We start from the raw sequence: 24,879 nt of genomic DNA on the forward strand, positions 1-24,879 counted from the left end.
AACAAAAGCGAAAGGATAGTCATGACCAAGAGATCAAATAGCACATTAATCCAAATCGTTCACCCTATTTGTTGTGGTTTGGATGTTCATAAAGACAAAATTTCAGCTTGTTTAATCACTTTGAATAATGCAGGAGGTGAGCACCATGAGATTCGAGAGTTTTCAACATTCACTCACGATCTGCAAGAAATGAAAAAATGGCTGCTTGATAATAATTGCCCAATTATAGCAATGGAAAGTACCGGGGTATACTGGCATCCGGTTTATAATACCATTGAAGATAAAATTGAAGTCGTTTTGGTGAATGCCAGACATATTAAAAACGTTCCTGGCCGAAAAACTGATATCTGTGACAGCAAGTGGCTTGCCGGACTGCTTCGACACGGTTTAGTAAGAGGTAGTTTCATCCCTCCGGGGAATGTCCGGGAATGGCGAGAATTAAGCCGATTGAGAAAAACATACACCGAATCCCTTGCCGATTATAAAAGACGTGTTCACAAGCTGTTCATTACTGCAAATATAAAAATTGATTCAATAGTTTCGGATTTGTTTGGTTTGACAGGCACGAACCTGATCAATTTATTATGCAATAATAGTGAACTAAGCTTGGAAAAGGTCCAGGAGTGCACCAAAGGCGGCCTTAAGAAAAAAACGCAGGAACTGCATAAAAGCCTTAATGGATATTTCAAAGATCACCATCGTTTTCAACTTGTTGAGATGATGGAAATTATCAATATTTTTAAAAAAATGATTGAACAAGTTAATACTCGATTGGAATCTCTTACACGTGAGCACAAAGATTTATTGGAGCGTTTAGACGAAATTCCAGGTGTTGATAAAAAATCGGCACAATCCATTATAGGAGAAGTCGGGGTTACGCTAAATGAATTCAAAACTATGTCAGCATTTGTTTCATGGGCAGGCCTGTGCCCCGGGAATAATGAAAGTGCAGGAAAACGGAAAAGTGGCAGAAATGCAGTTAGAAATCATCCATTCAAAACGATTTTAGTCCAGGTTGCATGGGCAGCAATCAAGAAAAAAGGCTCTTATTACAAGGCCAAATATTACAAACTGAAATCCAGGAGAGGTGCCAGAAAGGCCATTGTTGCTATAGCCCATAGAATTGCAAAAGCCATTTACAGCATCATTAAAAATGCAGACACGTATAAAGATCTTGGCGAAGAGTACCTGAGCAAGCCCAACAAGCAAAGAGTATTAAAAAATTTAGCAAAAAAGGCTGATGAATTAGGCATGAAACTTGTGCCTTGTGGAAATTAATCGAATTGACAGCACGTTTTTAACAGGTATTGTTTAGAGAAGGACAGCAGACAAAGAAATTATTGATTCGGTAAACAAACGTCGGATGATCAAATGAAGCCTTAGAGCGCGAATATAACATGACGGGTCGGTTTTTTGCACAACAAACTGTTAGTCCTCCATCGGGGGAACTACGCATATAAAACTTATCTAAAATAAACCGACCACTACTGATGATTTAAAAACTTGTCTTCCGTGCCTGAATTATTAACCCGACAGGAAGAATTCTATCGATTTGATATTTTCAATCTGTAGCGTCAATCAAAGTGTTCTTGGGACAAGACCCAAAAACCAACAGGATACTATTCCCTTTTTCGAGGGGAGTGTTACATATAAAACGGCCATGTCGGCCTGCCGACACAACGAAGCATGAAACACGATAATACCGGGCAGGCAATAGTACCATTCCGCCCTCTTTGGTTACCCTGACCGGAACGGTAAACGTCGGGGGGATTTTTGCCCTTCCAGACTAAAGCGCAGGAACTGCGGGCTAAAGTCCTCAAACAGCCTGCGCTTTTTAACGCCTGGAAGGGCAAAAATCCTACCCCTTTGGTTTACAATGTTCCGGTCAGGGAAACCAAAGAGGGCTCGAAAGTCGAGACTTTCACAATGATGTTTCGACAGGAGTTTCTTATAAACCGGTACGGCCGGAGCGAGGTATGGCTCCAGCCTCAACGAATTTTGAAACACCTTCATTGACAATGCTTTGGCGAGTGTTTCATATAAAAACCCACATGTCCTGGCGGACACAACGAAGCATGAAACTCAACAGTATTAGGCCGGTGGGAACGGGTGTTGCACTGAACGGATTAAATGGCAACGGTGGGCATGGACGCCCAAGGAGTTGCCATTTTCCTCGGAGCAGGCCATGGACGGCCTGCGAGAATGAGTGAAGTGCAACACCCGTTTCCGCCGGCCGGTCGAAGCGAGTTTCTTATAAAACCGGCACGGCCGGAGCGAGGTATAGCTCCGGCCTCAACGAATTTTGAAACACCTTCATTGACAATGCTTTGGCAAGTGTTTCATATGAAAAAATATGTAGCAATGAAAGCGCGTTGCATCGCGTTGCATCGCATTACGGTGGTCTTTTTTCGTTGACATTTGTTCCTTTTTCTTTTTATTTTATTTATGTGCCTAGATAAAATGTAACCTAAAACTTTTCGACCTGTGCGGTTAGCTTTCCGGCTGGTACGACAAAAAATAAAATTCGATAACAGAGGTGAACGGGAACAGGTATTACCCGAAGCGGGTTAAATGGCAGCGGTCAGCATGGACGCTGAAGGAGCTGCCATTTCCCTCGCAGCAGCCCATGGACGGGCTGCGAGAATGAGCCTAGGGTTATACCTGTTCCCGTTCGCCGGACTTATACGAGTTTCATGTAAAAAAAGTTATCCGCACAGATCGAAACTTTTAGGTGCAACAGTCCCAAGGATGGTGCCATGGAACAAAACAGAACAGATAGCCTGCCGGAAATGAAAGCTTTTCTTCCAAAATTTAAGGCGTTTTTGCCCGAGCAGGATGTTGAATTCATGATGAAATTTGCCGATACGATGCTAATGCTGCACCGGGTTGTTGTGGTGAGTGATGCCTATTTTCAGAGAATGGGTACTGCAAAGGGGCGGGTTCTGATTCTGACCCGGCTTCTTCTGTCAGACGCGTCAAGTGGAGATAGTATTTCCGACCTGCGGCCGTTTTATCCAATCTCCTACGCGGCCATGTCTGGAGTGCTGGATACCCTGGAAAAGGACGGCATGGTTGAGCGGTGTGCCAATCCTGAAGACAGACGCAGGGTAAATATTCGGCTTTCTGAAAAAGGGCGAAAATTTATCATTGATTTTCTTCCCACCCATGTGGAAAACGTCAAAAAAATCAGTTCAGGATTACAGGAGGATGAGGTTGCACAAATGTTTGGCTCCTTGGAAAAAATTATTGGTGGGTTTGAACGGCTTGCCCAGTCCCTGCCGGAAAAGAACAGCACTGCAAGTGGGGGAGGAAAGGCAGATGAGGAAAAATAGACCGGGCTGGTCCATGCTGCTCATGTTGTTGCCGGTCCTGCTTTTTGTGGGCGGCTGTTCCGTGGTGGGTCCTGATTACCAGACACCTGACCTGACAAAGGCACATGGTGCGGGATGGCTTGGCCAACCAGGGGCTGGAGAGCGTACTTCATTTTCCATGGACGCACCCGTTGCAAGGTGGTGGGAACAGTTTGATGATCCTGAGCTTACAAGGCTTGTGGGTGAAGTGGTTGAGGCAAATCTTGATCTTTCCAAAGCCAGGGAACGCATTGTGGAAGCGGGGCTCAGGCGCCGTCTGACGGGTGCAGATCGTATGCCCTACGTTAATCTTGATGGAAAAATTGTCCAGGCCGGGACTGGTGAAAAAGCGGTGAATCGTGAGGGCCCGTCCCCCGGCGAAGAAGCAACCCTTTTTTCCGCCGGTGGTTTTTCCGGGTGGGAACTGGATCTCTGGGGGCGGGTTGCAAGACTTGTGGAGGCTGCGAATCGCAGCTACGAAGCAGAGCTTGAAACCTATCGTTATGTCTCTGTTTCCCTTACTGCTGAACTGGTTCTTGCCTATATTGATGTACGTACCCTTGAGGAGCGGCTGGGGGCGCTTGAAAAAAATATTGAACTGTTGACTAAATCCCTTGAGTTGGTGGAACTCAGATATCGAACGGGAACATCCACTGAACTTGAAGTAAAACAGATCCGGCGCCAGTTGAATCAAACCCGTGCCCTGGGTCCTGAATTGCGCCGGGCACGATCCGTTGCTGCAAACACGATAGCCATTCTTCGGGGTCAGGTGCCGGCTGAAAATCATCTTGCAGAAGGAACACATATGCATGTGCCGGAGATGATGGGGATTGGACTTCCAGTGGATCTTTTGACAAGGCGTGCAGATGTACGCCGGTTGGAAAGGCAGTATGCAGCAGCAGTAGCCATGATTGGTTCGGCAAAGGCGGACAAATATCCGCGGTTATCCATTACCGGCTCCATCTATTTTCAGACCGACGACCTGGGTATTCTGTTCCAGCCCGAATCCATTGTTTATTCCCTGGGACCAAGGCTTTCCTTTCCGTTGTTTGACGCAGGTAAGCTGCAGACCAAGGTTGAAATTCGTGGGTCCCAGGCGGAGCAGGCCCGTTTGGAATTGGAAAAGACCCTGTTGACTGCTGTTGGTGAGGTTGAAAATAGTGTTGTTGGCATCGTTCATAATCAGGAACGAGTCGGTTTCCTGGGGGCTGCCCTGGAGAATGCGATTCGTTCAGTGAGGTTGGCTGATCAGCTTTACCGGATTGGACTTGGCAGCCTTTTTGAGCTGATTGATGCCCAGCGTGAACAGATAAAAGTCCAGGACGAACTGATTCTGGCAAAGCAGTTTGAGCTTGGTGAGATTGTAAGACTGTACCGTGCCCTTGGCGGTGGATGGGATGTTCCTGGTCGAAAAATTGTAAAGAAGAGAACACAGGGAGAAGAGCGTAATGAATAAAGGTCTACGGGTAATAATTCTGCTGCTGATCCTCGGAGTGGCTGGAGGCGTCTACTACTGGAAATATAAATCTGTGGAGGCGCCGTCCGATAATACGGTTACTCTTTATGGAAATATAGACTTAAGGACGGTACAACTTTCATTCAATGAGCAGGAGCTGGTGCGAGAAATCCTCGTGGATGAGGGGGCCATGGTCGAAAAGGGCCAGCTTCTCGCTATGCTCAGAGATAAGAGGCTTCTTGCACAATTACAGGAGGCAAAATCCATGGTGGAAGCCCAGGACCAGGTCCTCAGGCTTCTGGTTAACGGCACAAGACCCCAGGAAATCGCCAGAATAGAAGCCCAGCTTGAGGCTGCACAGGTTAAGGTCGCAAATGGTGAGCGGTTAGCCAAAAGACTCAAAGTTACCTCAGAGACAGGTGCAAGCACCATCCAGGACCTTGACAATGCCGTGGCTGAGCTCGATGTGGCAAGGGCTGAGTTTAATGTGGTAAAAGAGACGCTGGCCCTTGCCAGGGAGGGATTTCGGAGTGAAAAGATAGCTGAGGCAAGGGCTGTTCTGAAAGCGCAGCAGGCAAAGGTGATGCTGCTTCAGGAGCGTTTGAAAGATACTTTTCTTTACGCCCCTGCACCGGGAATCATAGAGAGCAGGATAATGGAGCCCGGTGAGTTGGCGGCACCGGGCCGTACGGTTTTGTCCCTTGCCCTTATGGCTCCTAAATGGGTTCGTGCCTACCTGGCTGAACCTGATCTTGGTTTTGTTGCCCAGGGCATGGAGGCCATGGTCCATAGTGATTCGTTTTCAGAGGCGTTTAAGGGCAAGGTCGGCTTTATTTCCTCTTCTGCAGAATTTACCCCTAAATCTATCCAGACCACTGAACTGCGAACCCAGTTGGTATATGAAATCCGTATCTGGCTGGATGATCCGGACAACCGGTTCCGGCTTGGAATGCCTGTTACTGTGGTTTTGAAAAAACGTGGATCAACCAATGCCGACACCAGGGTCAAACCCGAAACAAGGGCCAATCAGGGATAGTAAGGATTGCTGATGGATGAAGTGAGGGAAATAATGGGGCAGCCCCTGGGTGCAGATTTTGTACTTGAGGCATGTGGTCTCACCATGGCGTATCATCCTAAAGGCGGAGAAACTGTCCGGGCGCTCTCGAATGTGACCTTTTCGGCCTGTTGTGGCAAGGTAACAGGACTTGTGGGGCCCGATGGCGCTGGTAAGACAACCTGCCTGCGTCTCGCTGCGGGCCTCTTATTGCCTGCCGCAGGAGATCTCAAGGTTCTGGGACTTGACGTTGTCCGAGATATTGACAAGCTGCGCAGCCGGATCGGCTATATGCCCCAGCAGTTTGGCCTTTATGAAGATTTAACGGTGGCTGAGAACCTTAACTTACATGCCGACCTGAAATCTGTTCCAAGAAATGAGAGGCCTGAACGGTACAAAAAACTCCTTGATATGACAGCGCTTACTTCTTTTACACGCCGCAGGGCCGGTCAACTTTCCGGGGGTATGAAGCAGAAGCTGGGGCTTGCCTGCTGCCTGATAAAATCACCTGAAATACTTCTTCTGGATGAGCCCACTGTGGGAGTTGATCCGGTTTCAAGACGTGATCTCTGGACCATAGTTGGCGAATTGGTTCAAAGGGATGGGATCGGTGTCGTTGTCGCGACCGCCTATCTTGATGAGGCGGACCGGTGTGATCAGGTTGTCCTGCTCCACCAGGGAAAGATTATTGAGATGGGTGCGCCGTCCCGCTTTAGAATGGGGCTTGAAAACAGGGTCTTCAGAGCCACTGACAGGGGGGGGCTCGGGGTGCGGGAACTCCAGCGTCAGCTCTACGCGAATCCTGAAGTGATTGATGCCACCATTCGTTCTGGTCGGGTAAGGATTGTGGTAAAGGATGCATCCTCGGCCAGGAAGCTTCTTGATTTATTGCCGGCCGGGGTCGAGATTGATCCTGTTGCTCCCGTCTTTGAAGATGGGTTCATGGATAGAATGACAGGACGGCTGGGCAACCAGCCCGTGGTGGTCATTTCGGAAAAAAAAACGAGGAAAAATCCGGATAAGGGTGAAGTGGTTGTGTCTGTCTCAGGGCTTATAAAAAAATTTGGCGATTTCACTGCGGTGGAGGATATCGGATTTCAGGTGCACCGGGGACAGATATTCGGGCTGCTTGGTTCAAACGGTGCCGGAAAAACGACCACCTTTCGCATGTTGTGCGGGCTTTTGCCCGCTACCGGTGGTGAGATAGATGTGGCCGGATACAATCTGCGTACTTCGCCTGCCACGGCCAGGGCCCGTCTTGGTTATATGGCCCAGCAGTTTTCGCTGTATCGCCAGCTTTCCGTGGTCCAGAATTTGAAATTTTACGGCAGGGCCTATGGTCTGTCTGGAAAAAAATTAAAAGAAAGGGTGGATTGGGCTTTGCAGGAGTTTGACCTGACCGGAAGGGCAAAACGCCAGGCAGGAGATCTCCCCGGTGGATATCGCCAGCGGCTTGCCATGGCCGTTGCCATGGTGCATGAGCCGGAGATCCTGTTCCTGGACGAGCCCACCTCAGGTGCGGACCCCCTTGCAAGAAGGGAATTCTGGCTTCGGATTAACGGATTTTCAAGGGATGGAGTCACGATAATTGTTACCACACATTTTATGGAAGAGGCAGAATTCTGTGATCATATGGTAATCATGTCCCAGGGCAAAAACCTTGCTGCCGGTCGGCCGGAGGATATCAGGGGGTTGGCTGTCACCCCAAAAAATCCAGATCCGACGGTGGAAGACGCCTTTATCGCCCTGACAGATACCCCTTCCCGCCGGGCAGATGTGGGAGACGGCAATGACTGAGGGAGGCAGCAGCGCCATGCGACTGGCAGGTTTTTTAAAAAAAGAGACCCTCCAGATTCTTCGGGATCCGTCCAGCCTTCTCCTTGGCATTGTTATGCCGGTGGTACTGCTCTTTATCTTTGGCTATGGCGTTTCCCTGGATCCGAAAAATGTTCCTGTTGCAATGGTCCTTGAAGACAGCGGTCCTGAAGCAAGGGAACTTGCCGCCCGTTTTGAACTTTCCCCCTACTTTAAACCCCAAATGGTGTATTCGGTGGCCCAGGCAAAAAAACGGGTTGATTCTGGGGCGGTTGATGGAATCTTTATTCTTGGCTCTGATTTCTCAGCACAGCTTGCAAAAGCGTTTCGGGCAGAGGTGCAGCTTGTATTAAACGGGGTGGATGCCAATCGCACCCGGCTGATCCAGGGATATGGTCTGGGGATTATCGGAAAATGGCTTGATGTTCGAAGGGCTAGGGGGGAAGGCGGTGTTCTTCCGCCCCTTATTGTTGAACAACGAATCTGGTTCAATGAATCGGCTGACTCCACCAATTTTCTGGTACCTGGTCTGCTGACCCTTATTATGACCCTCACTGGAACCCTTTTGACCGCCCTTGTTGTTGCCCGGGAATGGGAGAAAGGCACCATGGAGGCCTTGCTGGCAACCCCTATTACTCCGGGGGAAATACTGCTTGGTAAGATTATTCCCTATTTCATCCTCGGTATGACGGGAATGCTCCTGTCCGTAATCCTTGGTGTTTTTTTGTTCAATGTCCCCCTGCGTGGGTCTCTGATGCTTTTAATTGCATTGAGCGGGCTGTTTTTACTTGCGTCTTTAGGGTTTGGTCTCTTTATCTCTTCTGCTACCCGGGTCCAGTTTGTGGCAGCGATGATATCCGTTATAGCCGGTTTCCTTCCCGCATTTTTCCTTTCCGGCCTGCTGTTTGACCTGGAGAGTACGCCAAGGCTGGTCCAGATGATCAGTTATCTTATTCCGGCACGCTATTTTGTGATCATCAGCCAGACCCTTTTTCTGGCAGGTAATGTCTGGTCGACCCTTCTTCCAGCGGCCGGAATGCTGGCTGTAATGGCAATCGTCCTTATTGGTGCAACCAGGAAAAAACTGGTCCGGAGGCTACCCCAGTAATGAAAATTTTACAGCGGATAATCACCCTGATTCTCAAAGAATTCAGCATGGTGTTACGGGACCCCAAAAGCCGGGTTGTGGTGATCGTACCACCCATTATTCAGTTTTTTGTTTTTGGTTTTGCAGCAACCTATGATCTTACCGATGTGCGGTATGCGGTGTTGGATCAGTCCCGTACCGTTCAGTCCCGTGAGCTTCTGGCCCGGTTTGAGGGGTCGGATAATTTCAGGTTGGTGACAACCCTTAGCTCTGATAGCCAGATACCGGAAATGATCGATACCGGGAAGGCACGGCTTGTGATTAATATCCCTGCTGATTTCAGTCTAAAACTGGCCCATGGCGACCAGGCAGGGGTTCAGGTAATCGCGGACGGACGCAACTCCAATGTGGCCGCCATTGCCCTTGGCTATGTCACCTCAATCGTTCAACAACAGGGACGTCAAATTTTAACAAGAAGGGGACAACTGGCAGTCGAACCCTCCCTTGAATTGATCAACAGGGCCTGGTTTAACGAGAACCTGGTCAGTCGCTGGTATATTGTTTCTGCCCTTGGGGGAGTCATTTCAATGGTTGTTGTCATGATACTCTCGTCCCTTTCCGTTGCCAGGGAAAGGGAGTTTGGAACTTTTGATCAGCTCCTGGTGGCACCTTTCAGGCCCTTTGAAATTCTTATCGGCAAAGCGATACCGCCCATCGTGTTTGGTTTGTTCGACGCACTTCTGCTTTCGGGAGCAGCTGTTTTCGTCTTTAAAATCCCCTTCCACGGGTCTGTTTCGGCCCTTGTTGTCATTCTTACCGTTTTTGTGGTCGCCGTGGTCGGGGTGGGGCTTTTTGTTTCGTCAATTTCAACGACAATGCAGCAGGCACTGCTTGGTTCCTTTATATTTATGATGCCTGCCGTGATTCTGGGTGGCTTTACCACCCCCATCGAAAATATGCCGGACTGGCTTCAGACTGCAACCTATTTAAACCCACTGCGCTACGTTGTTTATGGCCTGAGGGAGATTTATCTTGCCGGTGGAGATCTTGTTTCCGTCTGGCCCCTGATCTGGCCCATGGCTTGTATTGCAGCCGTCACCCTGCCCCTTGCTGGCTGGATGTTCAGACGTCGGACCACATAAGGTCGGTTGTTTTCATGGTGTTTTCTTTGAAGATGATGACCTAAATTTTTTTTTACCACAATTTTCTTTTTTTGGGTTGACACCCACTTCGTCTTTATGTTTAATACATTATTAATGTCGACATTATGTTTGTTTACAACAATCATAATTGACGAACAAATAAAAACAGATCCCGATCGGTTTTTCGGAATATGAATTTGACGGAAAAGAACAATGTCTAAACCAGCTATGGAAAAAAATATTTCAGGAACCTTTTCCAGCCCCCAGCACATTCCAAATTGCACGGATTTCCTGGGAGTATCTCTGGAAATAAAACCCATCATTTAATTATGATGGCAAAGGACCTGACTGTTTTTATCCATTTTTATTTAACATTCAAACATAAGGCAAAGGATTATGAATCTAGCACAATTTCCAAGAAGGCGCTACACAGAAGGTCAGACACCCCTCGAATATCTACCCAACTTTACTAAGGCCCTTGGCGGACCTGAAGTTTATGTCAAGCGGGATGATCTTCTGGGACTTACAGCAGGTGGAAACAAGACACGTAAACTTGAGTTCCTTGTTGCAGACGCACTTAACCAGGGATGCGACACCCTTATCACCTGCGGTGCAATTCAGTCAAACCACTGCCGGCTGACACTTGCAGCTGCCGTAAAAGAGGGAATGAAATGCAGGCTTGTCCTTGAGGAGAGAGTCCCCGGTACCTATGACAAACATGCAAGCGGAAACAACTTTCTTTATCACCTGCTCGGTGTGGAAGATTATAAGGTTGTTCCTGCCAAGACCGATATGATGGCAGCCATGAAAGAGGTGGCCGAAGATGTTGCCAAGGCTGGCCGCAAGGCATATATCATCCCCGGTGGCGGTTCCAATCCCATCGGAGCGACCGGTTATGTATCCTGTGCCCAGGAAATTCAGAGTCAGTTGTTTGAAAAAGGTCTCAACATCGACAAAGTTGTTGTTTCAAGCGGCAGCACCGGTACCCATGCAGGCCTTATAACCGGATTTGCCGGGTGCAACATGAACATCCCCATCTATGGCATTAATGTAAGCCGTGACACAGAAATCCAGGAAAAGATGGTATTTGATCTGGTTGAAAAAACCGCAGATCATGTTGGAATAAAGGGTGACATTGATTCAAACCTTGTAAAATGCTTTGACGCATACTGGCGTCCCCATTACTCCCTGCCCAACAGACGAATGGTTGAGGCTGTCAGCATGCTCGCCCAGACCGAAGGCATCCTCACCGATCCCATCTATACAGGCAAGGCCCTTGCCGGTCTCATCGATCTGAGCAGAAAGGGGACCTTCAAGAAAGGAGAAAAAGTTATGTTTGTCCACACGGGTGGATCTCCTGCACTCTATGCCTATATCCCAGTAATCCTTGGAGACGAAAAGGTTGAGGACGAATAATTAATTCAACTTTCGGAGTTGGCTGTTTTATATGGGGTCAGGCTTTCCTTAAAAAAAGCCCGACCCTTTCCAGCAAGACTGAAGTCCGAAAGTTGAGTAATTAATAAGCCGTCACTGGATATTTTTTGCCAAAGGACAGCACTGTGGCTCGAACCAATGGAACGAAACTACAGTTTACAGGTTCGAAGCCATGGTGCTGTCAATCGATATAAACTTCCCCCCTCAGTCTCTATTGTCACAGGCACAATGGGTTCCCATTTTTGCTCCAGGGCATAGGCAAATAAGAATCTGCACCTCCAATCCCTTGACGCCTCTTTCTGCCAAGGTTTGCCCATAATTAATCTTGACTCTATATCACACGCTCAATATATTCTGCCATTATCTAAAATCTTCTTGCCCCTTCACACGACTTGAACATGGAAGGATATCAGCCCAGAAAATTTTATCCACATTGAATTTTCGGGAAGGTGTGTGATGGATTGCAGAACGCACAATACAGAGCAGATTTTCCCAATTTGATAATTGACAAAAAAAAGTGATCGATAAAGGACAATAAATGTCAAAAATAAAAAAGCAAACTTACAGTGACCAAGTCGTTCATTATATAAAAGAAGGAATCCTCAAAGGAGAATTCCAGCCGGGAAGCAAAGTCAAGGAGGTGGAGCTGGCCCATAAACTATCCATCAGCCGGGCCCCCATACGTGAAGCTCTCCAGATTCTTGCTAAGGAAGGACTCATCGTTTCCAAACCCCAGAAGGGTAAATATGTTACCACTCTGACGGCCAAACAGATCAAGGACAGCTATTTCACCGGTGGTATTCTGGAAGGAGCCGCTGTGGCTGCGGCCATGGACCGCTATACAGAAGAGGACATTACAGGGCTTGAAAGGCTTGTCCAGGAAATGAAAGCCATTGCAGAGACGAAGGCTCCCATTGAAAATTTTGCAAAACTTGACAACGAATTCCACGGGATACTCTTTTCCAGGATAAACAACGATCTTGTATATGAACTCTGCCACAGATCCTGCCAGGGGATTTCAAAATTTCTTCTTTTCAACCACTGGATCAAACTGTACACGGCCCATGAGATCTACCAGCGCCACCTGAGAATTGTAAATGCCCTTAAAAAAAACGACCCCATATATCTGGAAAATACCATCAGAGAACATTATCTTGATTCAGGAGATCGCATGTCCCACTATGGGGTGGATGTGTACGAGGAATGATATAGCCCCTGGTGGCATTGATGTTCCAGGCTTACCCCATTGGAAAAACAGGGTAATCCTGGGACCGTTATAGCTCTGCAACGCTGCTGGATTCAATGCCGGGCTGGACGTCTAAAACAGCCCGGATTTCCTGGTCGATGCCTGTCACAAGTTCTGGGATGTCATCGTGGATGCGACCGGCCTCTGCCTGTTCCAGGAGCCTGAAAAAAAGATCGACCAGATAGCGGTTGGCCCGGTGGAATACCTCTGTTTCAGGTTTTGCAAAATAGACGGGAGATTCGGGATCCCCCATGCCCATGATGATGGTGTGGCAGGCTGCCACAACCAGTTTTGACATCCATTGAACCCCATCATCGATAAAGGTCACCTCTCCTTCGAATCCAAAGAGCCCGTTCTTGACCAGGCGGCCTTCTTGTTCAAACTGGGTATAAGCTGCGGTTCCCTTGAGTACGATCTGGCAGTGGCACAGCAGGTTGGCCGTTCTTTCCAGGCGGTCCAGGAGGTTGTTTGCCATCAAAAAATCGATGTTGTTCCTTAGGTCCGGAAGGGTGGCGTCCTGGACAAACATGAGAAATCCCACCTCGGGCTCAATGCCGTGGCGTCGACACAGCGATATGGCCTGGGCTCCCTGGGAGGGGCCGGTGCTCTTGTTGATTTTTCCCAGGATCGTTTCTGAACCGCTTTCAATGCCCATGAGAAGGGAGGTGAAGCCCGATGCCACAAGGTGATCGAGGATTTCGTCGTCAAGGTCCGATGGCCGGGTCTCCATGCCAAAGTGGATCTTCATGGGCTTGATCAGTCCCATGAGTTTGAGTATGCGCTCTTTTCCCTTTTTACCGGGACCGATGAAATTGGGATCCACAAAGTAGAACTCTTTTGCGCCCTTTTCCACCAGAGTTTGCATCTCTTGGGCGATCTCCTGGGGGGTGCGTCCCCGCCACAGGGGGCCCTGGTTGTAGAATGAGGGCACTGGACAGAAGCTGCAATGGTTATAGCAGCCCCGGCTGGCAAGGATGGAAACAGTACCTTCAAGGGAGGGCCTCAGGGGGGCAGGAAAGATATCTGGATTCTTTTCAGGGGGTCTGGATTGGAATGCACCGGGCATCAGGACGTTATCTCTTTGAGCCAGGCCTGGAATCCGGCCGAAGTCCTTGCCTTGTTCAAGGGTTGCGGCAAGTTCAACCAGGGTATGTTCAAACTCTCCCACGGCAATGGAATCCACTGCTGTTTGTGTGGTAAGGATTTCCTGGAAAACCAGGGTGGGAAAGAAGCCGAACAGGTTGATGTGGCCGGTAAATCCCCTGGATCTGAGGTGGGTGAAAAGAGTGAACAGGTGTGGGGTGTGCTCCCAGAAATAGACGGCGTTGACGCACAAAAGATCGGGATTAATGTCCAAGATCTCCTGTTCTGTTTGTTCAAAATCCCAGCGGTTACCCGCAGCATCCATGAAGCAGGAGGCAAATCCCCGGGACTCAAGCATCGCTGCGGCATAGCCTCCCATGAGACAGGACCAGAGGGGGGTGTTGGCGATGTCGTTGAACCGCTTTTTCGAGACCATTCTTGGGTGTTCGAGAATCAGGGTTTTCATTGTACCTCCATGGGTAGTTTCAGTCTGGAAAAGACCCCGGCTCTGTGGCATCGGGCCTCGAGTTCGTGGAGAAGGTGACCATGGGGTTCCGGGTTGTGGTACACGGGATAGAGAAGATCCGTGTCCGGGGACAGGGAACCTGATTTGATCAGCCGTTTTGTCATGGGTGCTCCGGGATAGAGTCTTACATGGTTGAAGATAACTGCCCCAAGATTACCGGCCCTGGCATGGATTTCAAGGATCCGGTCCAGGGTTTCCCGGGTCTGGATTCTTTCCTGGTCTCCTTCGCCTGGCAGGTTGAGTAGAAAATGGCACATGGTGAGGATGCCGTTTTCTGCCGTGAGCCTTGCGGCATCAAACAGATCCTGCCGGGTCATCTGTTTGTTCAGCAGTTTCAGGCCCTGGTCTGTGAGACTGTCTCCTGAGAAGTAGACGGCCACACAACCGGCCCTCTGGGCAAGTTCAAGGTTTTCCCGGGTAAGAGAGTTTTCCCTGAAAAATCCGGTCCAGGTGAGGTCAAGATTCCGCCTGACAAGTTCCTGGCACAGGGCTTCAAAGTGGTGTTGGGGACGGTTTACCACGGAGTCTGTGAAATGGAAAAGTTTAATGCCGAATTGCTGGTTCAACGATGCCATTTCGTCCACAATTCTGGAGGGGCTGCGCAGCCGCATGGTGCATCCCCCGAGAAAGGGATAGAGGCAGTAGCCGCACCAGAGGTCGCATCCGCGTTTGCCCTCAATGCCCATTGCTGCAATATAGGCGTTGCCCTGGGTGTAGGAGAGCGGAGAAAATGCGTTGACATCTATTTCCGGCAATGTGTCCATGGCGATCATGGGACCCATGGGGTTTTCCACGATGCCGGCCGTGTTTCGCCACAGAATTCCAGGAATATTTCCCGGATCAAGATCAGGCTCAAACAGGCGTGGAAAGATCTGCTCTCCTTCTCCTTTGAGGCCCATATCAAGCTCGGGAACCTCTTCCATGAGTCGTCTTGCAAACAGGGAAAATGCCGGTCCCCCGGCCAGTATCCTTGCCCGGGGGGCCAGGGCCCTTGCAAGGGCCGCCCCTGTCTTGAGGGAAGAAAGATAGGATGCCTGGTGGCCGGCCAGGGGGTCAAGGTTCCGAAACGACAGGGCAATTGCGTCGGGTTGAAATTTTGCTATTGTTTTTTTGAGGTCGGGCCAGGGATCCATGGCGATGTTCATGTCCAGCACCTCTTTGTCGTGGTGGGGGGGCAGGGTGCTAGACAGCCTGGACAGGCCCAGTGGATATACTTTTTCCCCGGCACCCAGGTGGGAGGTGGGAAGTTGTACCAGCAATATTTTCATTTGTAATTACTCCAGGACCAGCAGTCCAATATATTTGACATAGTTGTTTTTCTCCTGCACAGGGGTGAGACTGAATCCTGCGTTTTGGGCAGTGGTGTAGACATCAATGCCCGAGGCTTCCATGGCCGGCCGTGCCTGGTCCGGGTGTCGGCAGATGCCGGTGTCCGGGCAGGAAGGGCAGACAGGGCAGGGGCCGGCCCCGAATACAAAGGCCTTGTGAAATCCTGCCAGAAAGGCGGTCTTTTCAAGTTTGAGCAGCCGCTTGTGAAAATCCCTGCCCGGGGGCGCCCCCTGGACCAGGATGGCCTGTGTGTAGGCGTCGAGCATGGCCCGGGTTCTGTCGTGGTCCACGGTCTGGGGCGGGCACTGGAGGTTGTTGCCGAATTCGGCACAGCCAAACCGGCATTTCATCCTTACCCAGGGGGCTGTGACTACCTGGTCGGGTGAAAGGGGCACGGCCCTGTCAAAACCAAGGGCGAGGGCCGTATCGCAGATGTTTTTTTGAAAACTTTTCAGGTTGCCGCTGCCCCCTGCCACCATGACGGCGGTGTCCGTGGTAAGATCAATGGTCTCCACAGGGGTGATGTCCATTTGTTCAAGCCAGGCCCTGATGGTGGCGGCGGAATGGCAGGCGCCGTTAAAGGTGTTGAGCATCATGGAGAGATCATAGAGGGCGCCTTTCTGGGGTGATCTGCCCGACCGGTCTGGAAAATAGTCGTGGATGATTACCATACCGCCAGGTTTGAGCAGTGAGACGGCCCGCTGGAGAAGCTGTTTTGCCTCATCCGGGCCATAGGCATGGAGAAAATTACTCAACACGACCAGACCGAATTTCTGGTGGAATTCATGGCTTCTGAAGTCCCCGGACAGGGGGGTGATCCTGTCCCAGGCCTGGGGTTCAGGATAAATCTTTCGGGCCGCTTCAATCACCTCTTCAAGGTCGAAAACCACGGCCCTGGTTCCCGGGATTCGTGCCAGAATCGACCGGGCAAGGCTGCCAGATCCGCCGCCCACATCCAGGATCGGGCCCATGGCATCCTGTCTTGCCGCAAGATCGGCAATTTCCGGCGCTTTTTGTTTTACCAGGGTGTCCATGGCTTCTACATACCGTTGGTTGCGTTGTTTGTAGTCGAGGTCCTCGCCCTTGTGTCGCCCCTGGCAGGAGACCTTGTCCGAGAGTTTTTCCCAGTTGGAGGCCATGTACTTCCGGTAGAGGAAAAAAGCCCCCATGTAGCCTTCCCTGTCTGGTACGAGAAAGCGGGAGGCGACCTGGGCGTTGTACCAGTGGTCCCTGTCATGGCCAACAAGGGCCATTCTTTCCATGGCCCTGAGCAGTCGGAACAACTCTGCTTCACGGCAATCCATGGCAGAGGCAAGGTCGTCAAGGGTGGAGATGCCCTGGTCCAGGAACTTGAAAATTTCAAGCTCCAGGGCGGTAAACAGCACCTGGGAATACCAGTAGGCCGTGGACAGATCTTCCAGGTACTGAAAATCGTGGTGGGCCGGATCAGCGTTTGTAAAATCCTTTTTCATGGATGGCTACCCTTTGACCACTGTGAGAATTTCGGTGTAGGCATGGGCCATGTCCTGTTTCACCCTTTCCAGGCTGTTGGTCTCGGCTTCCGCCTCCAGCCACAGGGTGGCGTTGGTTGCTCCCCGGGAGACTGAAACACACGAGAGGATGTCCGGGTGGGTGATGCGTCGGATGGATTCCCGGCCCGACGCCGACACCCAGTGTTCCCTTGAACCCTGAAGGTTATCGACAAAGTTTTTCCACTCAAGGGTGCCAAGGATGTCGCAGCTCAGGTGGAGGGTGGTTCGGTTGCCCCGGGGGCGTTCCTGGATCAAGTCAAGGATCTCCGGTGCTGCCATGGCCGTGGCCGGTGTTGCCATGGCCGTGGTCAATTTTTCTGCTTCGTTTTTGAAGAACAGGGCCAGCCTCACCCGGGAGGTGGGGGCCGTTGAAAGGCTGACACCCACAAACACAAGGCCGCTTACCGCCATGGACAGGATCACCCCGTGTCCCATGAGTATCGGGTGAATTGTTTCCAGGAACGGAGGCGCCATGGGCGGTGTTTTTGCAAGGTCCAGGATCACCAGGCCGGACTGAATGATGAAACCGGTTACCATGGAGGCCACGGCACCCTGGCCGGTGGCCCGGCGCCAGTATAGTCCGCCCATGAGGGCAAAAAAATAGGAGGCGCTTGCAATAAAGGTGGCGATGTGGATGGCGTCGATGATGGAGCCGATGAAGAACGATCCCAGTGTGGCAAAGACGATGATGATCACCACGCTGATCCGGTTGACCACAAGCATCTGCTTCATGGTGGCCCCGGGGTGAAGGTAGCGCTGGAAGATGTCCCTGGAGATGCACGAGGCCCCTGAGGTGGCAAAGGTGTCTGTGCATGACATGGCGGCCGTGGCAAGGCCCACGGCGCTCAGGGCCAGGATGAATCCAGAAAAATTGTGGTCCATGATAAAGGTGAGAAGGGCGGGTTCGGCCCTGGCCATTCCCATGGGAAATCCTGCACCGGCAATCTCGGGATAGATGGTGTTGAGGCCCAGGGCCAGGAAGGCGCAGCCGGCAAACACAACGGTAACAAGAACCGATCCCAGGAACATGCCGTTCCTGGCACTGCGTTCATCCGTGGCTGCCCATACCTTCTGCCACTGGTCCTGTTCCGTGATCCAACCGGGAATGATGGCGATGGAAAAGATCAGGATCATGGGTAAGCCGATGGAACCGGGGTTCCACCAGTTGTCGGGCACGGATGTCAACAGTGCTGCAACCGGTTCGGCAGTGAGGGTTCCTGCGCTGGTCATTACCACCCCAGCCATGATGAGGACAAAGAGGGTCAGGCAAAGGAACTGGATGATGTCTGTTGCAATCACAGCAGAGAGCCCACCCATGGTGACGTAGATGGAGACGGCAAGGGCGACGATCAGGGCCGACATCAAAGGAGAGACGCCGTAGAAGGTGGAAAGCACCATGGCAAAGCCCTTGATATCTGCCACGGCAAACAGGATCATCACAACGGTGATGATGATGGCAACGGGCAGTCGCAGATAGCTGCCATAGCGAAGCTCCAGAAGTTCGGGCTGGGTGATGGCGGGCAGGCCTTTTATTTTCCTGACAAACAGGCCGATGGCGAACAGGGCGATGATGTTGGGTGCCACAAATCCCCAGACAGATCCCATGCCCAGGAGCATGAAAAAACCGATAACGGCCAGGATGCCGCCGGCGGTGAGCCAGGATGCCGCAGCCGAACAACCGATGGATAGCATCCCGGCATTTTTTCCGGCAAGAAAGAAATCGGTCTGGGTTTGCTGTCGTTTGTTGAAGTACCACCCCACGCTTATGAGCAGGGCGGTATAGGCAAAAAGCAGGCACAGAAACAGTTGATATGGGTTCATATCTTCTCCAGTCGGATGGAAGCCTGGGCGGTTGCCGGGGCGATCCTCCGAACGATACTGTGTGCCAGCATAAAAAATCCCCAGCTGACACACGATCAGCCCGGGGATTTACCATCTCTCCGAGAACGTCTGTTTTTGCCTGTCTGGCAGGTATTCTGACTCGTGGATCATCCTAATGGCCGCGTCTTCCCGTGCTGGTTCGTTCTTTAAACCTGCAGCACAGTGACCGGTTGCGGCGGTCGTCCTCACTCACAGCGGCGGGTCCGTCCCGGAATTAAACCGGGTTCCCTGCAGGGTCTGAACCTTTGTCAGGCCCCGGCCTTCCCAGGGGAAGGCACCAGAAAGCGTCTCTTTTTTTAAAATACTGAACACGCTTGTTGTTCAGATCGTACAAGGGCTCATACCCCACACACCATGATTTTGTCAAGCAGGAAAAGGCGGAACATCATCACCGGTATTCTCCAGATTTTTTTCAAGAGAAAAGGCTTTTTGAAAAAAAACTTCAACCTGCTGAGTTGACAGTGGTTTACTGAACAGGTAGCCTTGAACCTCCTGACACTGTTTTACACGCAGGAAATCAACCTGGCCTGTGGTTTCAACGCCTTCGGCAATTAATCTCAGGTTCATGCCTTCAGCCATGGCAATAATGGCGGTGATGATGGACTGATCTCTTTTGCCGATGGCAATGCCGTCGACAAAGGTTTTATCAATTTTCAAGCAGTCAATGGGGATTTCTTTCAGGCGACTCATGCTTGAATAACCGGTGCCAAAGTCATCAATGGCAATCCGGATGTTCATTTTTTTCAGTGCATGCAGGATGTTGGTGGTTTCCGGCACGTTTTTTACCAGAAGGCTTTCGGTTATTTCGATTTCCAGATATTGGGGATCCAGGGTTGTTTCTTCAAGTATGCTTTTGACCATATTCAGGAAATCAGTATGGGTAAACTGATTCACGGAAACATTAACGGCAATCCGCTGCAGGGGTAATCCCTGATCCAGCCAGGTCCTGGTCTGCCTGCAGGCCGTTCGCATGACCCATTCACCAATGGCCACTATCATCCCGTTTTCTTCGGCTATGGAGATGAACTCAATTGGCGGAACATTTCCCAACTCCCAGTTATGCCAGCGCAGCAGAGCTTCAGCACCACATACCTCTCCTGTGACCAGATCGAACTGTGGCTGGTAGTGCAGGGCAAACTCACCCCGCCCCAGGGCCTGCCTGAGATGATTCTCAATGGTCATTCGTTTCAATGCATCGGCATTCATGGACTGCTCATAAAAACTGAACATATTAGGACCCATGCGTTTGGAAAAATACATGGCAATATCGGCATTTTTGAGCAGGGTTTCAATGTCCTCACCGTCCTGGGGGAAAAGTGAAATACCGATGCTGGGCGTGACGATGACTTGGTGGTTACCCAGGTGCAAGGGTTCGGCAAGTTGTTTGGCAATGCGCAGGGCCACCACTCCTGCATGTTCTGCCCGGGTCACCTCGGGCAGGATCACTGTGAACTCATCCCCACCCAGCCGGGCCACCATTTCACCTGCCGGCGATCTGCTGACGGTATCTGAGGTCCGGAGACATTTAAGGAGTCTCTTTGACGTGGCTTTAAGCAAATCATCGCCAATGCTGTGACCCAGCGTGTCATTAATCCGTTTAAAATTGTCAAGGTCAATATAGAGCAATGCGGCTTTGTGCTTGTAACGATGGGCTTTGTCAAGGGTTGTCGTAAGGTTTTCGATGAACAGCGTTCGGTTGGGCAGACCGGTCAGGCTGTCGTAAAAAGCCAGCTGATTGAGCCGGCCCTGGATTTCATTGTTCAGTTCCCATTTTCGGGTCAGTGCATGGGCAAGTTGAAGCACCTCCACATTGTCAAAGGGTTTTTTAAGAATCAGCAGACTGTCTGTCTCTCCCAGAACCCGGCGGATCTCCTGCCATGAATAGTCGGCATAGGCCGTGCACAGAACCACCTGTAAGTCCGGGCTTTCCTGCCAGAGATGACTGATGGTTTCTATGCCGTCCCAGCCCGGAGGCATGCGGCCGTCCACAAATGCCAGGGAATAGGGGCGGCCCTCGGATTTTGCCTTCTGGACCTGGGCCAGTCCTTCCCTGCCCTGGAAAACGCAATCGATTTCAAACGTCCCAGATGCCATGGTTTGGGTTTCGGCACCAAAGAGCGCAGTTTCCATGTCTTGAATCTCGTTGTCCGAATCAGGAGATTTCATCAATATTTTGCAGAAATCCTGGTGGATCGCAGTATTGTCATCTATTACCAGGATCCGATGGGAAAGATTGTTTTCATGGGGTTTCATATGCGATGTCCTGTGTTGTATAAATTCGCGGGGAATGGCTGCCCCTGGGAGTCTGTTGATCCATAGATCTATTCTTTTTGATGTCTGGGGCTGTTAACTGTCTGCCCATCCAGGGCTGACCGCACTGCAGTTTTTAATTCCAAAAGCTTATATGGTTTTCCAATAAACCCGGTTGCACCGGCCTGCATCACTTCCTTGGTTTGGACCAGGGCTGAGTAACCGCTGGCAATCAGAATGCGGACTTTGGGGTTTTGACTCAACAGTTCCTGCATGCATTGATAACCGTCCATGCCTGGCATGTTCACGTCTAAAAGAATCAGGTCTATGGAATTTCCCTTGTCGGAGTAAATGGCCAGAGCCTCCTCACCATTAGCCGCTGTGAGTGTGGTGTAGCCAAAAGACCGCAGCATTTTCGCGGTCATTTCTCTGATTCCGGAGTCGTCGTCTACAATAAGTATGGTATTTGAACCCCCCTGGGGGGTGGCCTGCGAAAATACTGTTTTGTCCGTATCCCTCTCCGGCATGGCCGGCCAATAGATCTTAAACGTTGTCCCATGGCCGGGTTTGCTTGAGCAATGAATAAATCCGTTGTGCCCTTTGACGATGCCGTAGACAGAGGCCAGCCCCAGGCCAGTTCCCTTGCCGATCTCCTTGGTGGTGAAAAAAGGATCAAAGGCGTTCTTTAATGTTTCATTGTCCATGCCGCTGCCAGTGTCAGACAGTGTCATTAAAACGTATGGCCCGGGTATGATTTCCAGGTGGTTCCTGTCAGTCCCATCTGCCACCAACACATTCCTGATCGAAATTTCCAGTCTGCCGCCATGGGGCATGGCATCCACGGCATTTCCCCCCAGGTTGAGTACAATCTGTTCCACCTGGGTCGGATCAGCGTGTATTGGCCACACCGAGGGGTCCATGTTCAACTTGATGGAGACTGTTTTGGAAATGATCCGTTCGAGCATTTTGACCGTTTCTGTCACTTCATGATTGACATCCACCCGTTGTTTTTTAACCTCAGCGTTGCGGCTGAACTGCAGGAGTTGACGAACCAGTTGGGCAGCACGATCAATGGCTTTGACAACGGTTTTTAAAAGCGTTACATCCCTATGATTCGCCGGCTTCTTCATCAGTAATAATTCAATATTTCCACCGATTAGATGGAGTAAGTTGTTAAAATCATGGGCAACACCACCTGCAAGAACTCCCAGGGACTCCATCTTATGGGCCTGGAGCAATTGAGATTGCAATAGTTCCCGTTCCTTTTGAGCCTGAATACGTTCGGTAATGTCTTGAACAACAAGAATCCCGGCCGAGATAATGCCCTTTGGGTCACGGACAGGCGCTGCATTGGATGAAATCCATTTTTCATGGCCCCTGGCATTGCGGATGATGAACTCCTCATTCTGGATGGTTTCTCCGTTTACCGTTGCACGTACCAGGGGAAATTCCCCCGGGGCGTACAGCACCCCGTCAGTCCGGAATACCTGCCAGTGATCATCTGTGTTTACGCTTTGACCTTCAGGAAAAAACGGGTGGGCACTGCTCAAGATATGCAGCGCTGCAGGGTTGCTCCAGCGGATTTTGGCATCTTTTGCGTCCGCAATGATGATGCCGGCCGGCGAATGGGCAAGGGAGGCCTCAAGCATGGCTCCAATCTGTTCTTTTTCCTGTGTTTCTTTCCGGACTGTGTCTCCCAGATAATCGATTTGACACTGGATTTGACGGTTCAGTTCCCATTTTCGGATCAAAGCGTGGGTCAGTTGAAGCACCTCCACATTATCAAAGGGCTTTTTGAGGATCAGCAGGCTGTCAGTCTCTCCCAGTACCTGGCGGATTTCCTGCCATGAGTAGTCGGCATAGGCTGTGCACAGCACCACCTGTAAGTCCGGGCTTTCCTGCCAGAGACGACGGATGGTTTCTATGCCGTCCCAGCCCGGAGGCATTCGTCCGTCCACAAATGCCAGGGCATAGGGGTGGCCCTCGGATTGGGCCTTTCGTACCAGGGACAATCCCTCTCTGCCCTGGGAGGCACAATCGATTGCAAATGTGCCAGAATTCAAGGTTTGGGGTTCTGACCCAAAGAGTGCTGCTTCCATGTCGTTCAGGGCGTTGTTCGATGTATGGGCTTTTATCAGTATTTTGCAAAAATCCCGGTGAATGGCAGTATTGTCATCGATTATCAGTATACGCTCACAAGGACTGTTTTTATGGGAATTCATGCGGTGCCTCCTGGGGCACAGGGGAGTTCAAGGGTAAATGTTGCGCCAAGACCGGGACCGTCACTTTCCGCAATCAGGCTGCCGCCAAGTTCCCTGGCGGCAAGGGCGCCGCTGTGCAGGCCAAATCCGTGGCCGGACTTACGCGTGGTAAAGCCGTGGTGGAAAATCCGGGTTAGGTTTTCAGGAACAATGCCCATGCCGTTATCTGAGACCTGGATGGCCAATCGGCCATGGCCGGAGTTGAAAATCCGAAGGGTGATATCTTTTTCCCTGTTGACGCCATCCGCGCAGGCATGCTTGGCATTGTTGATCAGGTTCAGCAAAATCTGCAGAACCTTGTGTTTGTCCACGGTGATGGGGGGTACCGCCTGGTATTGGCGCTGTACTGTGACTTCGTTCCGGGTCAGTTCGTCGGCATTGAGCTTGAGTGCATCCTCCATCAGCTGATCCGGGGGAATGGTTTCAAAAACCCCGGAAACCCGGCCGTAGGTTTGCTGCATGGTCACAATTTCCTTGATGTGCTCGATCCGGTTGTGGAGCGCTTCGGATTCTGTGAACATGAGGTGATGCTCTTTCTGGAGGGCGGTTGCAAGGGCGGTCAGGTAGGCCGGAATTCGACGGCCCTGGGGGTCTTCAGTTAAAAATTTGACCAACCCCTTTGGGGATTCAGCTATCATGCCGGCCACCCTGGCGATATTACCCACGCGGGATTCACGGAGCTGATCCATGATAAGGGTACACGAGACATTGACACTGTTCAGGACATTGCCCACATTGTGAAGCACACCAGTGGCCACCTCGGCCATGCCCGCTGCCCGGGATACTTCCACAAGGGAGCCCTGGACTGCGGCAAGTTCGGTTAATGCCTCTTCCTTGGCATTAACCTGGGTTTCAAGTTCCTTTGTTCGTTCCTGGACCCGTTGTTCCAATCGTCTAACAACCCCTGTTGGAAGGGTATATATCATTACCGACAGGATCAACCCAATTACAAGGCATGCCGTAAATACGGTAAGGCTGATGAATAGAAATGAGTTGGCTGAGAGTCTAATCTGTACTGCACCGATCGTTTTGTTGTTGAATATAATTGGTGAAGGCAGTCCATTTATCCCGAATTTCCTCAGGGGATTATTGCTATTGTTTGTAAGTCTCAACTGATTGATGGGGTTTGATTGCTCATCCACCACGGTGATGCTCAGAATGCCTTTATTGGGTGCAAAGTTTTCCATGATTTCTGAATATTTGGTTGCCTGATATTTCCAGAGACCTGGGGAAACGGCTGCCAAGTGCCTGATGCTGTCGGCAAGCTGTATGGAATAAAGCCCTGCCTCTTTTTTTAGTCTATTGAATTCAATGCAACAATAGGCTCCTGGAAAAATGAGTGTGATCACAAAGCCAATGCTGACAGCCAATGGAACAAGTTTTCTGGCAAGCTCCCTGCTGATTTTGATCTGTTTGTCGAATTGAACCATTCA

General features: G+C 50.6%; 16 protein-coding genes and 1 riboswitch. Of the genes, 9 read left to right on the forward strand and 7 right to left on the reverse strand.

What is annotated here, in order from left to right; all coding sequences use genetic code 11:
• Positions 1 to 21 precede the first annotated feature (21 nt).
• From HRM2_RS07735 to HRM2_RS07785, 9 genes are all read left to right on the forward strand, one after another.
• On the forward strand, positions 22 to 1,278 hold the full coding sequence (locus HRM2_RS07735) for an IS110 family RNA-guided transposase (protein ID WP_015903451.1): 1,257 nt from the start codon (positions 22 to 24) through the stop codon (positions 1,276 to 1,278).
• Positions 1,279 to 2,756: 1,478 nt separating this feature from the next.
• Positions 2,757 to 3,332: a MarR family winged helix-turn-helix transcriptional regulator gene (locus HRM2_RS07750; protein WP_041273137.1), complete on the forward strand. Its 576-nt coding sequence runs from the start codon at positions 2,757 to 2,759 to the stop codon at positions 3,330 to 3,332.
• Positions 3,319 to 4,806: an efflux transporter outer membrane subunit gene (locus HRM2_RS07755; RefSeq protein WP_041273138.1), complete on the forward strand. Its 1,488-nt coding sequence runs from the start codon at positions 3,319 to 3,321 to the stop codon at positions 4,804 to 4,806. The genes HRM2_RS07750 and HRM2_RS07755 overlap by 14 nt, the downstream gene beginning before the upstream one ends.
• On the forward strand, positions 4,799 to 5,842 hold the full coding sequence (locus HRM2_RS07760) for an efflux RND transporter periplasmic adaptor subunit (RefSeq protein WP_015903454.1): 1,044 nt from the start codon (positions 4,799 to 4,801) through the stop codon (positions 5,840 to 5,842). The genes HRM2_RS07755 and HRM2_RS07760 overlap by 8 nt, the downstream gene beginning before the upstream one ends.
• 12 nt (positions 5,843 to 5,854) lie before the next feature.
• A complete protein-coding gene (locus HRM2_RS07765; protein WP_015903455.1) occupies positions 5,855 to 7,657 on the forward strand; it encodes an ATP-binding cassette domain-containing protein in 1,803 nt (600 codons plus the stop codon).
• Entirely contained in the window at positions 7,650 to 8,783 is a 1,134-nt protein-coding gene (locus HRM2_RS07770) for an ABC transporter permease (protein WP_015903456.1), read from the forward strand. Before HRM2_RS07765 ends, HRM2_RS07770 begins: the two co-directional genes overlap by 8 nt.
• A complete protein-coding gene (locus tag HRM2_RS07775) occupies positions 8,783 to 9,904 on the forward strand; it encodes an ABC transporter permease (protein ID WP_015903457.1) in 1,122 nt (373 codons plus the stop codon). Before HRM2_RS07770 ends, HRM2_RS07775 begins: the two co-directional genes overlap by 1 nt.
• A 396-nt stretch (positions 9,905 to 10,300) precedes the next feature.
• Positions 10,301 to 11,320: a D-cysteate sulfo-lyase gene (gene cuyA / locus HRM2_RS07780; RefSeq protein ID WP_015903458.1), complete on the forward strand. Its 1,020-nt coding sequence runs from the start codon at positions 10,301 to 10,303 to the stop codon at positions 11,318 to 11,320.
• Positions 11,321 to 11,876: 556 nt separating this feature from the next.
• Positions 11,877 to 12,545: a GntR family transcriptional regulator gene (locus tag HRM2_RS07785; RefSeq protein ID WP_015903459.1), complete on the forward strand. Its 669-nt coding sequence runs from the start codon at positions 11,877 to 11,879 to the stop codon at positions 12,543 to 12,545.
• A gap of 67 nt (positions 12,546 to 12,612) precedes the next feature.
• On the opposite strand, the gene HRM2_RS07790 is transcribed toward HRM2_RS07785, so the two are convergent.
• The 7 genes from HRM2_RS07790 to HRM2_RS27585 form a co-directional block, all read right to left on the reverse strand.
• Complete coding sequence (locus tag HRM2_RS07790) at positions 12,613 to 14,133, reverse strand: B12-binding domain-containing radical SAM protein (RefSeq protein ID WP_049770416.1); 1,521 nt, start codon at positions 14,131 to 14,133, stop codon at positions 12,613 to 12,615.
• Complete coding sequence (locus HRM2_RS07795; protein WP_015903461.1) at positions 14,130 to 15,461, reverse strand: B12-binding domain-containing radical SAM protein; 1,332 nt, start codon at positions 15,459 to 15,461, stop codon at positions 14,130 to 14,132. Before HRM2_RS07795 ends, HRM2_RS07790 begins: the two co-directional genes overlap by 4 nt.
• Before the next feature lie 6 nt (positions 15,462 to 15,467).
• Positions 15,468 to 16,994 carry a DUF2284 domain-containing protein gene (locus HRM2_RS25055; RefSeq protein ID WP_015903462.1) on the reverse strand — a complete coding sequence of 509 codons (1,527 nt, stop codon included), beginning with the start codon at positions 16,992 to 16,994 and terminating at the stop codon, positions 15,468 to 15,470.
• A 6-nt stretch (positions 16,995 to 17,000) separates the two neighbouring features.
• On the reverse strand, positions 17,001 to 18,875 hold the full coding sequence (locus HRM2_RS07805; protein ID WP_015903463.1) for a sodium:solute symporter family protein: 1,875 nt from the start codon (positions 18,873 to 18,875) through the stop codon (positions 17,001 to 17,003).
• Positions 18,876 to 19,003: 128 nt separating this feature from the next.
• Positions 19,004 to 19,232, reverse strand: a riboswitch (cobalamin riboswitch).
• A 66-nt stretch (positions 19,233 to 19,298) separates the two neighbouring features.
• Entirely contained in the window at positions 19,299 to 21,188 is a 1,890-nt protein-coding gene (locus HRM2_RS07810; protein WP_015903465.1) for a putative bifunctional diguanylate cyclase/phosphodiesterase, read from the reverse strand.
• Positions 21,189 to 21,256: 68 nt separating this feature from the next.
• Positions 21,257 to 23,407: a response regulator gene (locus HRM2_RS25060; RefSeq protein WP_015903466.1), complete on the reverse strand. Its 2,151-nt coding sequence runs from the start codon at positions 23,405 to 23,407 to the stop codon at positions 21,257 to 21,259.
• Entirely contained in the window at positions 23,404 to 24,876 is a 1,473-nt protein-coding gene (locus tag HRM2_RS27585; RefSeq protein WP_015903467.1) for a sensor histidine kinase, read from the reverse strand. The genes HRM2_RS25060 and HRM2_RS27585 overlap by 4 nt, the downstream gene beginning before the upstream one ends.
• Between the last annotated feature and the right edge of the window lie 3 nt (positions 24,877 to 24,879).

It is taken from the genome of Desulforapulum autotrophicum HRM2, from assembly GCF_000020365.1.
Lineage (GTDB): Bacteria > Desulfobacterota > Desulfobacteria > Desulfobacterales > Desulfobacteraceae > Desulforapulum > Desulforapulum autotrophicum.

Bases quoted from the DNA above. Each gene is read 5' to 3' on its own strand.
- HRM2_RS07735 (WP_015903451.1), top strand. From the start codon at position 22: ATGACCAAGAGATCAAATAGCACATTAATCCAAATCGTTCACCCTATT.
- HRM2_RS07750 (WP_041273137.1), top strand. From the start codon at position 2,757: ATGGAACAAAACAGAACAGATAGCCTGCCGGAAATGAAAGCTTTTCTT.
- HRM2_RS07755 (WP_041273138.1), top strand. From the start codon at position 3,319: ATGAGGAAAAATAGACCGGGCTGGTCCATGCTGCTCATGTTGTTGCCG.
- HRM2_RS07760 (WP_015903454.1), top strand. From the start codon at position 4,799: ATGAATAAAGGTCTACGGGTAATAATTCTGCTGCTGATCCTCGGAGTG.
- HRM2_RS07765 (WP_015903455.1), top strand. From the start codon at position 5,855: ATGGATGAAGTGAGGGAAATAATGGGGCAGCCCCTGGGTGCAGATTTT.
- HRM2_RS07770 (WP_015903456.1), top strand. From the start codon at position 7,650: ATGACTGAGGGAGGCAGCAGCGCCATGCGACTGGCAGGTTTTTTAAAA.
- HRM2_RS07775 (WP_015903457.1), top strand. From the start codon at position 8,783: ATGAAAATTTTACAGCGGATAATCACCCTGATTCTCAAAGAATTCAGC.
- cuyA (WP_015903458.1), top strand. From the start codon at position 10,301: ATGAATCTAGCACAATTTCCAAGAAGGCGCTACACAGAAGGTCAGACA.
- HRM2_RS07785 (WP_015903459.1), top strand. From the start codon at position 11,877: ATGTCAAAAATAAAAAAGCAAACTTACAGTGACCAAGTCGTTCATTAT.
- HRM2_RS07790 (WP_049770416.1), bottom strand. From the start codon at position 14,133: ATGAAAACCCTGATTCTCGAACACCCAAGAATGGTCTCGAAAAAGCGG.
- HRM2_RS07795 (WP_015903461.1), bottom strand. From the start codon at position 15,461: ATGAAAATATTGCTGGTACAACTTCCCACCTCCCACCTGGGTGCCGGG.
- HRM2_RS25055 (WP_015903462.1), bottom strand. From the start codon at position 16,994: ATGAAAAAGGATTTTACAAACGCTGATCCGGCCCACCACGATTTTCAG.
- HRM2_RS07805 (WP_015903463.1), bottom strand. From the start codon at position 18,875: ATGAACCCATATCAACTGTTTCTGTGCCTGCTTTTTGCCTATACCGCC.
- HRM2_RS07810 (WP_015903465.1), bottom strand. From the start codon at position 21,188: ATGAAACCCCATGAAAACAATCTTTCCCATCGGATCCTGGTAATAGAT.
- HRM2_RS25060 (WP_015903466.1), bottom strand. From the start codon at position 23,407: ATGAATTCCCATAAAAACAGTCCTTGTGAGCGTATACTGATAATCGAT.
- HRM2_RS27585 (WP_015903467.1), bottom strand. From the start codon at position 24,876: ATGGTTCAATTCGACAAACAGATCAAAATCAGCAGGGAGCTTGCCAGA.